Genomic DNA, 13,655 nt, shown 5'->3' with positions numbered 1-13,655 from the left:
ATCCGTCCGCACGCCCACCCGCTCAGATGTCAGCCCTTCGTCACCATGCCCTGCGCGACCATCCAGTCCCGGGCCACATCGGCCGGTTCCCGGCCTTCCACGTCGACCTGACGGTTCAACTCGGTGATCGTCTCGTTGGTCAGCAGCCGTGAGATCGGTGACATGATCTCGGCGACGGCCGGGTGTGCCTCGGCGAAATCCGCGCTCATCACCAGGGCGGCATTGTATTTCGGGAAGAACGCTCGGTCGTCGCGCAGTAGTACCAGATCCAGACCAGGGATGCGGCCGTCCGTCGCGGCGACCGAACCGAAACGGCACTGGGTGGCGTCGGCGGTGGCCTGGTAGACGACCGCGTCCTGCACGATCTGCTTGCGCACCTTGCCGGTGTCGATTCCGTATTTGCGGGCCATTCCGGGATATCCGTCCTGGCGCACGTTGAATTCGGTGCCGACGCAGGTGGTCGCGGCCGCTGGATCGGTGTCGACCAGGTGCGCGTAGTCGGACAGGGTGCGCACCCCGGTCTCCTCGGAGACGCGGCGGCTCACCGCGAGGGCGTAGGTGTTGTTCATCGGGGCCATCGCCGTCCAGACCATGTGGTGGGCGGCGAGGTCGGCCGCGCGCAGGGCCTCGAACTGTTCGAGTTCGTCGGCGATCGGGGTCTCGTTGCCGAGGTAGTTGATCCAGCCGGTGCCGGTGTAGTCGTAGGCGAGGTCGATCTGGCCGTGCAGCTGGGCGTCGCGCAGACTGTTGGAGCCCTGGATATTGGTCAGATCGCGGACGTCGGCACCCGCGGCCACCAGGGCGAATTCGATGAGGTAGCCGAGGATGTTCTGTTCGGTGAAATCCTTGGACCCCACCGTGATCGCGACACCGCCGAGTTCGGGGACCGGGCCGATGCCCGCGGGTCCGACCCGCAGCGGGACCGCGCCACCCGATTGCAGACCGCATGCCGCGAGCAGTGCTGTTCCCAGCAGCGCGGCCAGCGCGCGCGCCGCCCTCATCGCAGTCCCTTCGGTCCGAGGAACTGTTCGGCCAGCGCGCCGAGCCAGTCGACGAGCAGAGCCAGCGCGACCGCGAGTACCGCACCGACGACCAGGGTCACGTCGTCGCGCAACTTGTATCCGGTATCGATGAGTATGCCGAGTCCGCCCGCGCTCACCAGGAACGACAGGGTCGCGGTGCCGACGGCGAGCACCAGCGAGGTGCGCAGACCCGCGAGGATGTAGGGCACGGCGAGCGGGAACTCGATGCGACGCAGGATCGTGGCCGCCGACATGCCCTGTCCGCGGCCCGCGTCGATGAGCACGGGATCGACCTGTTGGTAGCCGAGGATCGTGTTCCGCAGGACCGGGAGCAGCGAGTAGAAGGCGATCGGTGCGACGCCGATCCAGAATCCGGTGGTGCGGGTCGCGAGGTAGCACAGCACGATCAGGCCGATGGCGGGCGCGGCGGCCCCCACATTCGCGACGCCGACGAAAATCGGTGTCAGACGGCGATATCCGGGCCGGGTCAGCAGGGTGCCCAGGGGGACGGCGATCACCACCACGATGACCACGACCGTCGCGGTGATCAGGATGTGCTGCCAGGTGACGGTCACGATATTGCTCGTGTTGAGGCTGGCCTGCTGGGTGACGGTGAGGTCGCGGCGCAATGCCCAGGTCAGCACCCCGACGGTCAGCAGCAGCACGAGCACCGGCTGGGCGAGCAACCGCAGGTATTCCGCCCTGCCCTCGGTGGCGGGCCGGGTCCCGCGCGGGCGTGCGGTGGTCTCGACGGCCGCGGTCACGTCGTCGGCTCCGAGGTCTCGCCCGTCGCGGCGCGCAGCGCCGACAGATGGCCGACGAGGGTGTCGATGGTGACCAGTCCCGCGTATTCGCCGCCGGGCGTGGTGACGACGGCACTCGCGGACTCCTCGGCCAGCAGCGCCGCGAGCGCGTCCTGGAGGGTCGAGCGTGCCGAGACCGTCTCCCCCACCGACGTCCCCGCCTCACGCAACGAGGACGCGGTCGCGAGTTGGGCGGCGGTGACCCGTCGCAGCGGGCGGCGGTTCTCGTCCAGGATCACCGCGAGCGGACGGTCTCCCATTGCGGCGCGCAAGGTCTCGAGCGGTTCGGATTCGACGGCGGACGGGCATTCGTCGAGGCGGACGTCCTCGATCCGGGTCAGGGTCAATTGTTTGAGGGAGGCGTCCGCGCCGACGAATCCGGCGACGGTGTCGTCGGCGGGATCGGCGAGGACGGCGGCGGGGGTGTCGTATTGGAGGATGCGGGATCGTTCGCCCAGCACCGCGATCCGGTCGCCCAGTTTCACCGCCTCGGCGAAATCGTGGGTGACGAACACGATGGTCTTGCCCAATTCGGTTTGCAGCCGCAGCAATTCGTCCTGCAACGACGCGCGGGTGATCGGGTCGACCGCGCCGAAGGGCTCGTCCATCAACAGGACGGGAGGATCCGCGGCCAGCGCTCGGGCCACCCCCACCCGCTGCTGCTGGCCACCGGACAGTTGACGCGGATAGCGGTTGCGGTAGGTGCCTGGATCGAGGCCGACCAGATCGAGCATCTCGTCCACGCGCGCCGAGGTCCGGCGTCGGTCCCAGCCCAGCAGTCCGGGCACGGTCGCGATGTTCTTGGCGACCGTCATGTGCGGGAAGAGTCCGGCCTGCTGGATCGAATACCCCACCCCGCGCCGCAATTGGTCGGGATCCATGCCGGTGACATCGCGGCCGCCGATGGTGATCGTGCCCGAACTCGGTTCGATGAGCCGGTTGATCATCCGCATGGTGGTGGTCTTGCCGCACCCCGACGGGCCGACCAGCACGACGATCTTCCCGGCCGGAATCGTCATCGACACCCGGTCGACGGCGGGATCGGTTTGTCCCGGATAGTGTTTGGTGACGGCGTCGAGCACGATCTCGACCCCGGACACTCCGTCCCCGGCGGGTCCGGACCCGCCGGTGCGGGTTTCAGTCTCGGTCACGGATACCCCTCGAGGTGGTGAGACGCCCGACGAGCAGCAGGATCCCGTCGAGCGCCAGTGCGAGCACGATGATGAGGACGGTGCCGGTCAGTGCCTGCGGCACGGCGTTCGGGCTGCCCAGCCGCGACAGACCGGAGAAGATCAGATTGCCCAGTCCGGGGCCCTTGGCGTAGGCGGCCAGCGCGAGGATGCCCATGATCATCTGGGTGCTCACCCGCATACCCGCCAGGATCGACGGCCAGGCCAGCGGCAGTTCCACCGCCGCGAGCACGCGCAGCCGGTTCATGCCGACACCGCGGGCCGCGTCGGTCACCGCCGGATCGACCGACGCGAGCCCGATGATGGTGTTGCGCAGGATCGGCAAGAGCGCGTAAACGACCAGAGCGACGATGGTCGGCCCGACACCGAGCCCGAACAGCGGTATCAGCAGGCCGAGCAACGCGAAGGAGGGCACCGTGAGGACCGCACTGGCCGTGGCGGTCGCCGCCGACGAACCCAGCGGACTGCGATACACCACGATCCCGATCAACACCGCGACGACGGTGGCGATGATCAGCGACTGCACCACCGCCGAGACATGCAGATACGAGTCGACGAGCAGTTGATGCCGCCGCGCGACGACGAAATCCCACAGCGTGTCCAGGACCGCACCTCCCCGTCGCCCGTTTCCCGGAGACTATCTCGCGGAGAATGCCCGCCGCACGGCAAACGGAAACAACGACTTTCCGCGCCGGTGACGGGGAGCCATTGTGCGAGTGTCTTCTTCGAGGCCAGTCGCCCCGCTACGACCGCGATTGCCGCGCGGTGTGTGAGCTGATCTGCGTGGCCCCAACCGACTCGGTGACGTCCGCTACGCCATGTCCGAAAGCCGAGCAGCCCTGCTGAAATTCGCTGGCTCCAGCATCACCGTCATGCCACCATGACACCGCCGAGTCGATCGCGACCCGCGCCGAGAGGACACCGTTCGCCCGTGGATCTGCGCGTACGTTTCGCCGTCGACGACGTCGCACTCTCGCGACTGCACACCGACGCGTTCGGCGGTGACCACACGCCGACCCCTGGAAAGCACGGCTGGATCGGCACAGCAGATCATGGGTCGGCGCGTTCGTCGACGACCGGCTCGTCGGATTCGTGCACGCGATATGGGACGGCGGAGCACACGCGTTCCTGCTCGACACCGCCGTCGCCCCCGACCTGCGCCGTCGACGCATCGGAACCGGTCTGGTCACAGCGCTGATCGACGACCTACGCGAACTCGGTGTCGCATGGCTCCACGTCGACTACGAACCACACCTGCACGGCTTCTATCGCGACGCCTGCGGTTTCCGCCCTACAGACGCCGGCCTCCTGCGACTGAACTGACGTCGCGACCGCTACGCCGAATACCCCGGACCACTCAGCCAGCCACCAGCGATCACACTCGACCCATAGGGGTGCCCAGTCAGGGAGCGACCGTCGGACCGGGGCCGGGTCGCGGCGCCATCGGGCGCTGTTCGAGTGGACAGGACGGGTCGATTTCACTCGCCGAGTGATGCGACGACGAGGCGGTAGCCGATGTCGAACTCGTCGCGGACCAACAGACGCGCGTTGTGCCGGTGCCACGCCCGCGTGTGGAGGTCGTGGCGGAGATCGCGAAGACCGTCCTCGAGGAGCAGGAGTGGAGTCAGGGCCAGCATCGACATCCCGGCCCTGACTCGCGGATCGAGGTAGGCGTGGGGTCTGCGCCAGAACGCGGCACCGAATCCGTCGGTGCAGTCCGCGGGCACCGCGACCGGATGCACCTCGACCGTGCCGGGCAGCAGGTCGACGAGCCGGTCGAGCGGCACCGCCAGCCGCGCGTCGGTCGCGGCGGCCGCCGGGAGATAGTCGCGGAGCAGCCAGAATTCACGCATCACCAGGTGGTCCCAGGTGAAGACGACGATCCGTCGGCGCGCGATCCGTGACATCTCACGCAGCCCCAGTTCGAGATCGCTCCAGTGATGCACCGTCAAAGCCGCCGACGCGACATCCACGGCTTTGTCGCGGATCGGGAGGTGTTCGGCGACCGCGCGGACGACAGGCGCCGCTTCCGCCGGACGTTAGCCGATCATCACCGCGCTCGGTTCCACCGCCACCACGGTTCGGCCGAGTTGGTAGCCACCCACACCTGCCCCGATATCGGCCACCGACCAGGTCTCGGGCACATGGCGGCGCATCTGTGCCTCGATCCTCGGATCGGCCCGACGCGTCGATGCGTAGGTCCGTCCGGTCCGGTCGTAGAGCATCACCGTCTCCCTCGAACCACGCACCGGGCTCGGCCGGGCGGATTGACGACTTCACATTCTAGATTCTTCATTCTAATATCGGTTTCATGGGTCGGTCAGCCAAATACGACAAGGACGCGATCCTCGACGCCGCGCTGGATCTCATCGCCCGCGAGGGGCCGGCGGCCGCCACCGTGGCCGCCATCGCGGCGCGATTGGGCGCACCGACCGGATCGATCTATCACCGCTTCGCCTCCCGCGACCTGATCGTCGCCGAGCTCTGGATTCGCGGAATCCGCCATTTCCAAACCGGTTTCGTGGAGGCGTTGCGTACGGGCGATATCGAAGCGGCCGCGCTGCACGGCGTGCGCTGGTGCCGCGCTCACCCCATCGAGGCGGCGGTACTGCTGATGCACCGCCGCGAGGATCTCGCCCGTCGCTGGCCGACGGAACTCGGAACGGCGCTGACCACCTTGAACGACGACGCGGCCGCCGCCTACCGCGCGCTACTGAAGCAGCACCCAGATCTCGATCCACATCGGGTCGGCTTCGCGGTCTTCGACCTCCCCGCGGGAGCGGTACGTCGCCACATCGCCGAACTCCAACCCCCGCCCGCCTGGGTCGACGACCTCGTGCGCACCGCGGTCCGAGCTGTCACGGAAACACCATGACCGACACACGTACGCCCTACCATGCCTACAACCCGGATCCGGCACTCCCACAGCCGTTTACCGTCCACGAAAGTGTTTCGACAAACGACGCATCGGTCCCTCGCCCGTACGGCCGATACGCACCGTCGAACATCACCTGTGCCGCACCCGCGAACCGAAACGACCAGCGCACTCGGCGACCGATTCACCGATCGCCGACCCTATGCGATCAGCGGTAGCGCGAGAACGCTGCCACGAGCCGCGCCGCCGCGCCGGACCAGTCGAAGCCGTTGCCCGGATCGACCAGCCGAGAGAACATTCTGGAGGACCCCATGATCAGTTCGACGCGGCGACTACACCGGTTGTCCGTACCTCCGAACACCGCTTTACGTCGGGTGACGGTCGTCTTCGCGATCGCACTCACCGTGCACGGCGCCGACCACCTACGACGTGGCATGGACACTGTCTCGATGCTGGTCATGACACTCGGCACAATTCAGATGGTGCTCGCGATCGTGACGATCGCCCTGGTGTTCACCCGCCACCGATGGGCCCCGACCGCGGCCATCTCGATCGGTTTCGCGAGCGCGGCGGGATTCACCGTCGTACACCTGCTCCCGGACTGGTTCGGACCACTGAGCGACAGCTTCATCGCCGCGCCACCGTCAGCGCGGGTGATCGGATTCTCCTGGTTCGCAGCGATATTCGAGATCGTGGCCGACCTCGCCATCGCCGTCGCGGGCCTACGCGCCCGCAAGACCTGGCCGTAAGCGGGCTCGATCGGAAGACAGGCCGATCCCACGTTGGTGAAACTCACACCGCGACAGTCGATTCTTGTGAGTGGCCAAGAACCCTCGATCGGATTCGGATTCCGGTACCGGATAGTCGATACCCTCGGCGTCGTCGGTCCGATCGAGAGTGAGATCCGTGAAGTCGTCTCTGGCAGTTGTGGTTACAGTGCTCGTGGGCTCTACGTTGCTGTGCGGGCCGACCTCCCGTGCCCTGGCCGATCCGCCCGACGTGCAGGCGGAGCCGTCGGCCCCGGCAACTGCCGGTCCTTCCCCGTTGCAGCAGTGGATCGACAGCGTGGTTCCGGCACCGCCGCGGGCCTCTCCCTCGGCGTCCGAGCCTGCCGAATCGGCACTGTTGCGGCAGGTGCTGTCCCCGCCGACCGGCGACCCGATCTTCGACGTCCGGCCCGCCGACCTCGAAACCCTGGTACCGGGGCAGGTCATCGAAACCCGGGACGTGACGGCGACGACGGCGCTGCGGATGGCGACGCCGATCTCCCGGGCGACGTTGATCAAGTTCCGGTCCACGTCGGCGACCGGCGGCCCGACCTTCGGCACGGCCACACTGATCGTTCCCGCGACGCGGTGGTCCGGGACCGGGTCACGGCCGGTCGAGGTGAACGCGATGCCGATCAATTCGCTCGGGGCGCACTGCACGCCGGGTTTCCAGCTGTCCCACGGCCTCCTCGTTCGGCCCAACACCGATCTCCCGATCTTCGTGCCAGCCCTCTGGTCGGCCCTCGCCAAAGGACACGCGGTCCTGGTACCGGATCACGAAGGGCCGCTGATGGCCTACGCCGAACCGAATATCGCCGCGCACGTGATGCTCGATTCCATCCGCGCGGTGCGGTCCTACCTGCCGGGCGAATACGGTGACAGTCGATATGTGACCGTCGGCTACTCGGGTGGGGCGATCGCCGCGTACGCGGCGGCCATGCTGCTCGACGAGTACGCGCCGGAACTGTCGGGCGTTCTCGTCGGCGCGGCCGCGGGCGGATTGGTCACCGACTACGCGAACGTGGCCCACCAGTTCAACGGCAACATCTCCTCCGGGATCCTGTTGACGGTGGCGCTGGCCATCGCGCGCGAACATCCCGAACTGCTGCGACACATGAATCATCTCGCGCAGTGGGTGGCGACCTCACCGCTGCGTGACATCTGCGGCGATTCCTCCGGACCACTCGGCGTGGTCGGGCTCCCGATCGACGTCGCGGCCGATACCGCGGCCCCGCTGGACAGCCCGTTCGCCGCGAAGATGTTCGAGCAGTTGGACCTGACCGGACGCACATCCACCGTGCCGCTGTACATCTATCACGGCGCCCACGACCCGTGGATCCCCATCGATGACGCCCGACGCATGTACCTGCAACAGTGCGGCCGCGGCGTACCGGCGGTCTTCCGCAGCGTGCCCGGCGAGCATCTGATCGGCTACATCACCGGCTCGCCGGATCTCGACCGCTGGACCGATGCCCGCTTGCGCGGCGAACCCGCCCCCAGCGAATGCTGAGGGCCCGCATCCGGTTTGCCCGGTGTTCCACGGGTGTGGCGGAGGACGGAAAGGCGAGGGCCCACGACTCGGAGGCCTTCGCGCTCAACGTGATTCGCCGTGAACCGTAGTCAGCCCAGCTGCCCCGCCGGGCGCAGCAGGATCTCGTTGATGACGAGGTGGCGGGGCCGCTGCACGGCGAACGCGATGACCTCGGCGATATCGGTCGCGGTGACGGGGACCTGACTGTAGAGGGCTTCGATATCGGTCTTGGTCTGAGCGTGGGTGATGTGGTCGGGCAGTTCGGTGGCCACCGCTCCCGGCTCGATGACTGTGACGCGCACGTCGGGCAGCAGTTCCTGGCGCAGCGATTCCGACCAGCCGTTGATGCCCCATTTCGTCGCGGCGTACACCCCGTTGCCGGGACGCGCGGTGCGACCCGCGACCGAGGAGATGTTGACGATATCGCCTCCGCCGTCACGGATCTGGTCGAGGAAGACCTCCGTGGTGGTGATCGCGCCGAGTAGGTTGACCTCGATCATTCGCCGGTAGTCCGCGCGCTGTTCGGCCGAGAACGGACCGAGAAGCATGACACCGGCGTTGTTGACCAGCACGTCGGCGCCACCGAGTTCCGCGCGCACCCGCTCGGCGGCCGCGGACAGGGAATCGCGGTCGGTGACATCGGCGGGAACGGCGAGCACCCTGTCACCGAGTTCTGCGGCGAGAGCGTCGATCCGGTCGGTCCGACGAGCGAGTAACGCCACCCGATAGCCCGCACTGTGCAGGGCACGGGCGGTTGCCTCACCGATGCCCGAGGAAGCACCCGTGATCACGGCGGTGCGAGGGGTGTTCGATGGGGTGGTCATGGCGTCCTCCTGGTGTGATGTCGACTTCGGATACTCGGTTCTCGGCGTCCCGAGCGCGCTGGCACGAGCACCTGGGACAACCCGCGTGTTCGGCGTCAGGGTCGGTGACCGCGCGTGTCCGGGGTAATGGTCCCCCTGGCCCCAGGCTTTGTGGTCCGCCCCGGTGATCTCGGCGAGTTCGCGCAACTCGTCGGTGACGCAGGTGACCTCTCCGGCGCGGACATGCTCCAGGAGATGGGAGGCGCGCGTCGTGCCGGGGATGGGCAAGTAGCTGACCAGCACGATCGCCGGGACCGCACGCCCGTGCCGGGGGTCGGTGGCGCCCGTGCTGGGCGGTGCGATGGCGCAGTCCGTACTCACGCCACCATTCGACGTCCTACCGGCGGTCTCCGGAAGTGACCACTGTTCCGTGTACCGATAGGTCCTCCTTCCCGTGACCGGAAGGACCTACCGTGGACGGTATGGACAATCGGACCGAGGTGAGCGAGTTCCTGCGGACCCGACGCGCACGGATCAGCCCCGAACAGGCGGGCATCATCACCGGAGCCGGACACCGCCGGGTGCCGGGCCTGCGCCGTGAGGAAGTGGCGCTGATGGCCGGGATCAGCGTCGACTACTACGCCCGCCTCGAGCGCGGCAACCTCACGGGGGTCTCCGAAGACGTGCTCGACAGCCTGGCCCGCGCCCTGCTGCTCGACGAAGCCGAAATCCAGCACCTGCACGACCTCACCCGTGCCGCGCAACCCCGGCAGACACGCGGCCGCAAATCGGGGCAGGACCACAGCGTGCGTCCCAGCCTGCAACGATTCCTCGACGCGATCACCGACGCGCCCGCCTGGATCCGCAACAGGCGTATGGACATCATCGCGACCAACCCGCTCGGACGCGCGCTGCTCGCCCCCGTGCTCGACGATCCCGCCAACCGAGCCAACAACGCCCGGTTCGTCTTCCTCGACCCGGCCGCGCGCACCTACTATCCCGAATGGGAACTGGGCGCGAACTCCATCGTCGCGACTCTGCGCACCTACGCGGGCCAGAACCCACTGGACAAGGAACTCACCGACCTCATCGGCGAACTCGTCACCCGCAGCGACACCTTCCGCCACCGCTGGTCCGCCCACAACGTGCGCTTCCACCGCACCGGCACAAAACGGATCCACCACCCCGACCTCGGCGACCTCGAATTCGTCTACGAGGGAATGGATCTCCCCGGCACACCCGACTGGACGCTCTACGCGCTCACCACCGAACCGGGGTCACCCACAGAGGAACGGATCCGCCTCCTCGGCAGCCTCGCGGCCACCCCGGTCTCGTCCGACCAGCCGAAGCGTCACCGGTAGCATCAGGTCCGACGGGGTCCGGTCGCCTCCGACCACAGCGCCTACCCGACCAGCTCGTCGCTCGAACCTCACCCACGATGAAGGATTGCCCGCTCGGTTGTCGGCTCGCGAACCGCTATCACCTTCACGGGAGGAACCGATGCAATCGTTGCTGTCGGTGAACGTCGGAATGCCGAAGGACCACCGCTGGCAGGGCAGAACTGTGCACACCGGCGTGTGGAAGTACCCGCAGGACGGCCCGGTGATGGTCCGTCGCCTCAATATCGACGGCGACGGTCAGGGCGACACCGCGGGCCACGGCGGTGAGCAGCGGGCCGTGCTCGTCTACCAGATCCAGTCCTACCGGCACTGGCAGGAGCATTTCGGACGCGACGACTTCGAGTACGGCCGATTCGGGGAGAATCTCACCGTCGACGGACTCTCCGACGACGAGGTCTGTATCGGCGACCGGTACCGCATCGGCGAGGCCGAATTCGAAGTCACCCAGCCGCGGGTCACCTGCTACCGCGTCGGCCTGCGCCTCGATGAACCCGAAATGCCCGCGCTGCTGGTCAGCCACCACCGGCCGGGCTTCTACATGCGCGTCATCCGCGAAGGACACATACGGGCGGGCGACCCGATAGTCCGAACCGTGACCGGCCCCGGCGCCATGAGCGTGGCCGATATCGACGCATTGCTCTACCTGCCCGAACGCGATACCGCCACGCTGCGCCGGGCCACGGGTCTCACCGCGCTGAGCCCGGGATGGCAGGGCTCGTTCCGTGAACTGCTCGCCGCCGCCGAGGCGTCGAGCACCGCCGTCGGTCCCGCCTGGCCCGGCTTCCGCGCGCTGCGCGTGGCGAAGGTGGTCCCCGAGAGCGCGACGGTCTCCTCGATCCATCTGACCACCCCGGATGGTGTCCCACTCCCGAATGTCCGTGCGGGCCAGTACCTCACGCTACGGCTCCCCGGTGCGGGCACACCCGCCCCGGTGCGCAGCTACTCGCTGTCGACGGTGTCCGACAACGGCGACTACCGGATCAGCGTCAAACACGAACCGCACGGCAGCGTCAGCACCTACCTCACGACGAGGACGCGGCCGGGCGATACCGTCGACGCCGCGGCACCGCGCGGCGACTTCGTCCTCGACGACGACACCGGCCCCGTCCTCCTGGTCTCCGCAGGTATCGGCCTCACGCCTGTACTGGCCATGCTGCACGAACTCGCCGCCCGCGACAGCGAACGCGAGATCTGGTGGATTCACGGCGCACGCCGCCCGCGGGAACATCCGCTGGCCGCCGAAGCCCACGCCCTGCTCGCCTCGCTTCCGCACGGCCACGAGCACGTGTTCTACAGCGCCGAGACGCCCGCCGAACCGGGCCACACCCACACCGGACGCCTCACCGCGGACAAACTTATCGCGCTGTCGATCCCCGCCACCGCGACGGCATACGTCTGCGGCCCCACCTCCTTCATGTCCGATATGCGGCAGGCACTCACCACCTCCGGTCTCGACCCGGCTCGTATCCACAGCGAACTGTTCGGAACCCTCGCTGCCGTCAATCCCGGCATCGCGAAGCAGACCGGGCTGCCACCGCATCAGCCACCCGGGCCGCCAGGGTCCGGCCCGCTGGTGACCTTCGCCCGCAGCGGCCTCTCGGTGCCCTACCCGGACGACGAGCACAGCGTGCTCGACCTCGCCGACGCCTGCGACGTCCCGTCACGGTGGAGTTGCCGCACCGGCGTGTGCCACACCTGCACCACCACCCTGCTGGCCGGCGCGATCACCTACCGTCCCACCCCGCTGGAAGCCCCACCCGACGGCGAAGTCCTGATCTGCTGCGCCCGGCCCGAGACCGATATCGTCCTGGACATGTAGAAGGCCGGGGCGCCCGTCTGCGATATTCCGGTTCCGCGATTTCGCAGCGGTCGGACGAAACACCGAAATGTCGAATTTCCTACGGCGAGCAAACAATCCGCGTAGGCTCTTCATCCGGGCAGCCACATCGGAATACAAGGGGATCCTCAGATAGCGAGCACATGGTGACTACAGCCCGTCGACAGCACTCCTTTTCCCAGCCGCAGGCAACCGAAGTTGCCGGGCATCCCCAATTGCCGATTCTGCCGGAATGGCCGCGTGACACCATCGGGGTACTCGCGACAGCCGACGACACCCTCCACGCCATCCCCGTCTCGTGGCCTGTCCGCGCTGGTGATCGTCGAATCCTGCTGAGTCTCATGAACCATCGTGGATCGCTGACCCGCCTGCGCGCACGCCCCGAGGTGGTGCTGATGATCCTCGCCGGTGGCAATGTGGCCGTGAGCGCCGGCGGCTTCGCGCGGGTGGTGGCCGACCCGATGCCCGACGCACCGGACTACGTGGCCGTCGCCCTCCAGATCGATACGATCGAGGACCATCGCCAAGGCGCGTTCCTGGTCGAAACCGGTATCCAGCGAACCGTCGTCGACGGCACAGAACTCGCCTACCTCGAAGCGCGTTTCGCGACATTGCACGAGATCGCCAGGCGAATCGCGTAATTCGCGGCGCACTGTCGCGAGTCTGCACCTGCCCGGGTATCGATGCCGGGCAGACCGACCACATCGGACGGTGTGATTCGGCGATCAGCGGAACAGTAGATCGCTCAGCGCGCGCGTCAGCCACTGCTCGTAACGCCGGGGGCTCCAGCCGAGGCGACCGGTCAGCTTGTCGTAATTCTCGATGGAGACCAGCAGCCACAGGCTCACGGCGAGTTCGTCGGGCTCGATATCGGATCGCAGCCAGCCGCGCCCGGACAGCATCTCGACGGCGCTGCCGACATTCGCCCTGACCGACGCCTGAACCTGCGACAGTTCGGCATCCACCTCCGGGTCGTCGGCGGCCGCCGACACGAAAGCCCGCCACACCCCCACCGTGCGCGAGGCGAGTCCGGTCAGTAATCGGGCCGCCGCCTGCGCGAACTCGTCGGGGGTCGAGGCTTTCCGGAGATCGTCGGCTTCGGGAGCCGCGAGCACGGGCTCGTCGACGTCACGGCCGAAACTGAGCACTCGCACCGACGACGCCAGCAGACTGCGCTTTCGCCCCTGGGCCCGCACGGTCTCGAGCGAAACCCCCGCCGTCTGCGCGATCTGGCGCAACGACGTAGGACCGTAGCCTTGGGTGGCGAACAGCTGGGCGGCCGTATCGATGACCATCCGGCGCGTGGCCGCCGCCTGTCGTGCTCGCAGCGGTGAAACGTAAAGCGGCTCGGACACCATATTCCTTCGACAAGATTCACCGGTACGTCGTACAGGTGAATGTTATCGGATACCAGCCGACCGCCACTG

Annotated in this window: 13 protein-coding genes and 2 pseudogenes; 7 read left to right on the top strand and 8 right to left on the bottom strand. The window is 67.7% G+C overall.

All coding sequences use genetic code 11. The annotated features are described in order from the left end of the window. Positions 1-29 precede the first annotated feature (29 nt). From JZ792_RS01180 to JZ792_RS01165, 4 genes are read right to left on the bottom strand one after another with little or no spacing between them, the layout of a single operon-like run. Positions 30-1,001, bottom strand: a complete 972-nt coding sequence (locus tag JZ792_RS01180) for a glycine betaine ABC transporter substrate-binding protein (RefSeq protein ID WP_216905773.1) — start codon at positions 999-1,001, stop codon at positions 30-32. After that, on the bottom strand, positions 998-1,786 hold the full coding sequence (locus JZ792_RS01175) for an ABC transporter permease (RefSeq protein WP_216905771.1): 789 nt from the start codon (positions 1,784-1,786) through the stop codon (positions 998-1,000). Before JZ792_RS01175 ends, JZ792_RS01180 begins: the two co-directional genes overlap by 4 nt. Continuing rightward, positions 1,783-2,976 (bottom strand): ABC transporter ATP-binding protein, encoded by a 1,194-nt coding sequence (locus JZ792_RS01170; protein WP_216905769.1) that lies wholly within the window; start codon positions 2,974-2,976, stop codon positions 1,783-1,785. Before JZ792_RS01170 ends, JZ792_RS01175 begins: the two co-directional genes overlap by 4 nt. Continuing rightward, complete coding sequence (locus JZ792_RS01165) at positions 2,963-3,619, bottom strand: ABC transporter permease (RefSeq protein WP_216906149.1); 657 nt, start codon at positions 3,617-3,619, stop codon at positions 2,963-2,965. Before JZ792_RS01165 ends, JZ792_RS01170 begins: the two co-directional genes overlap by 14 nt. 422 nt (positions 3,620-4,041) lie before the next feature. Here JZ792_RS01165 and JZ792_RS01160 point away from each other — a divergent pair. Next, positions 4,042-4,338 (top strand): annotated as a pseudogene (locus tag JZ792_RS01160) (GNAT family N-acetyltransferase); the annotation flags it as partial. Between the two features lie 155 nt (positions 4,339-4,493). Here JZ792_RS01160 and JZ792_RS41720 read toward each other — a convergent pair. Next, positions 4,494-5,021 (bottom strand): annotated as a pseudogene (locus JZ792_RS41720) (class I SAM-dependent methyltransferase); the annotation flags it as partial. 33 nt (positions 5,022-5,054) lie between these two features. Further along, positions 5,055-5,240 (bottom strand): class I SAM-dependent methyltransferase, encoded by a 186-nt coding sequence (locus JZ792_RS41715; protein WP_254189084.1) that lies wholly within the window; start codon positions 5,238-5,240, stop codon positions 5,055-5,057. 86 nt (positions 5,241-5,326) lie between these two features. Here JZ792_RS41715 and JZ792_RS01150 point away from each other — a divergent pair, with 86 nt between their 5' ends. The 3 genes from JZ792_RS01150 to JZ792_RS01140 all read left to right on the top strand — a co-directional run bounded on the left by JZ792_RS01150 (position 5,327) and on the right by JZ792_RS01140 (position 8,167). Further along, a complete protein-coding gene (locus JZ792_RS01150) occupies positions 5,327-5,890 on the top strand; it encodes a TetR/AcrR family transcriptional regulator (protein WP_216905767.1) in 564 nt (187 codons plus the stop codon). 311 nt (positions 5,891-6,201) lie between these two features. Next, positions 6,202-6,639 carry a hypothetical protein gene (locus tag JZ792_RS01145; RefSeq protein WP_254189083.1) on the top strand — a complete coding sequence of 146 codons (438 nt, stop codon included), beginning with the start codon at positions 6,202-6,204 and terminating at the stop codon, positions 6,637-6,639. A 193-nt stretch (positions 6,640-6,832) separates the two neighbouring features. Next, a complete protein-coding gene (locus JZ792_RS01140) occupies positions 6,833-8,167 on the top strand; it encodes a lipase family protein (protein ID WP_308165097.1) in 1,335 nt (444 codons plus the stop codon). Positions 8,168-8,277: 110 nt separating this feature from the next. On the opposite strand, the gene JZ792_RS01135 is transcribed toward JZ792_RS01140, so the two are convergent. Continuing rightward, a complete protein-coding gene (locus JZ792_RS01135; RefSeq protein WP_308165096.1) occupies positions 8,278-9,372 on the bottom strand; it encodes an SDR family oxidoreductase in 1,095 nt (364 codons plus the stop codon). 101 nt (positions 9,373-9,473) lie between these two features. Here JZ792_RS01135 and JZ792_RS01130 point away from each other — a divergent pair, with 101 nt between their 5' ends. The 3 genes from JZ792_RS01130 to JZ792_RS01120 all read left to right on the top strand — a co-directional run bounded on the left by JZ792_RS01130 (position 9,474) and on the right by JZ792_RS01120 (position 12,869). Beyond that, positions 9,474-10,352, top strand: a complete 879-nt coding sequence (locus JZ792_RS01130) for a helix-turn-helix transcriptional regulator (RefSeq protein ID WP_216905765.1) — start codon at positions 9,474-9,476, stop codon at positions 10,350-10,352. A gap of 139 nt (positions 10,353-10,491) precedes the next feature. Then, the gene (locus tag JZ792_RS01125; RefSeq protein ID WP_216905763.1) at positions 10,492-12,210 is read left to right on the top strand and encodes an MOSC and FAD-binding oxidoreductase domain-containing protein; all 1,719 of its coding nucleotides are present in this window, start codon (positions 10,492-10,494) and stop codon (positions 12,208-12,210) included. Positions 12,211-12,371: 161 nt separating this feature from the next. Next, on the top strand, positions 12,372-12,869 hold the full coding sequence (locus tag JZ792_RS01120; RefSeq protein WP_216905761.1) for a hypothetical protein: 498 nt from the start codon (positions 12,372-12,374) through the stop codon (positions 12,867-12,869). 84 nt (positions 12,870-12,953) lie between these two features. Here JZ792_RS01120 and JZ792_RS01115 read toward each other — a convergent pair whose 3' ends face one another. Continuing rightward, positions 12,954-13,583: a TetR/AcrR family transcriptional regulator gene (locus tag JZ792_RS01115; RefSeq protein ID WP_216905759.1), complete on the bottom strand. Its 630-nt coding sequence runs from the start codon at positions 13,581-13,583 to the stop codon at positions 12,954-12,956. Positions 13,584-13,655: the final 72 nt, after the last annotated feature.

Source organism: Nocardia noduli (assembly GCF_019038455.1).
In the GTDB taxonomy this organism is placed as follows: Bacteria; Actinomycetota; Actinomycetes; order Mycobacteriales; family Mycobacteriaceae; genus Nocardia; species Nocardia noduli.
This window is presented reverse-complemented; position numbering and strand designations above follow the sequence as displayed.

Bases quoted from the DNA above. Each gene is read 5' to 3' on its own strand.
- JZ792_RS01120 (WP_216905761.1), top strand. From the start codon at position 12,372: ATGGTGACTACAGCCCGTCGACAGCACTCCTTTTCCCAGCCGCAGGCA.
- JZ792_RS01150 (WP_216905767.1), top strand. From the start codon at position 5,327: ATGGGTCGGTCAGCCAAATACGACAAGGACGCGATCCTCGACGCCGCG.
- JZ792_RS01130 (WP_216905765.1), top strand. From the start codon at position 9,474: ATGGACAATCGGACCGAGGTGAGCGAGTTCCTGCGGACCCGACGCGCA.
- JZ792_RS01145 (WP_254189083.1), top strand. From the start codon at position 6,202: ATGATCAGTTCGACGCGGCGACTACACCGGTTGTCCGTACCTCCGAAC.
- JZ792_RS01180 (WP_216905773.1), bottom strand. From the start codon at position 1,001: ATGAGGGCGGCGCGCGCGCTGGCCGCGCTGCTGGGAACAGCACTGCTC.
- JZ792_RS41715 (WP_254189084.1), bottom strand. From the start codon at position 5,240: ATGCTCTACGACCGGACCGGACGGACCTACGCATCGACGCGTCGGGCC.
- JZ792_RS01125 (WP_216905763.1), top strand. From the start codon at position 10,492: ATGCAATCGTTGCTGTCGGTGAACGTCGGAATGCCGAAGGACCACCGC.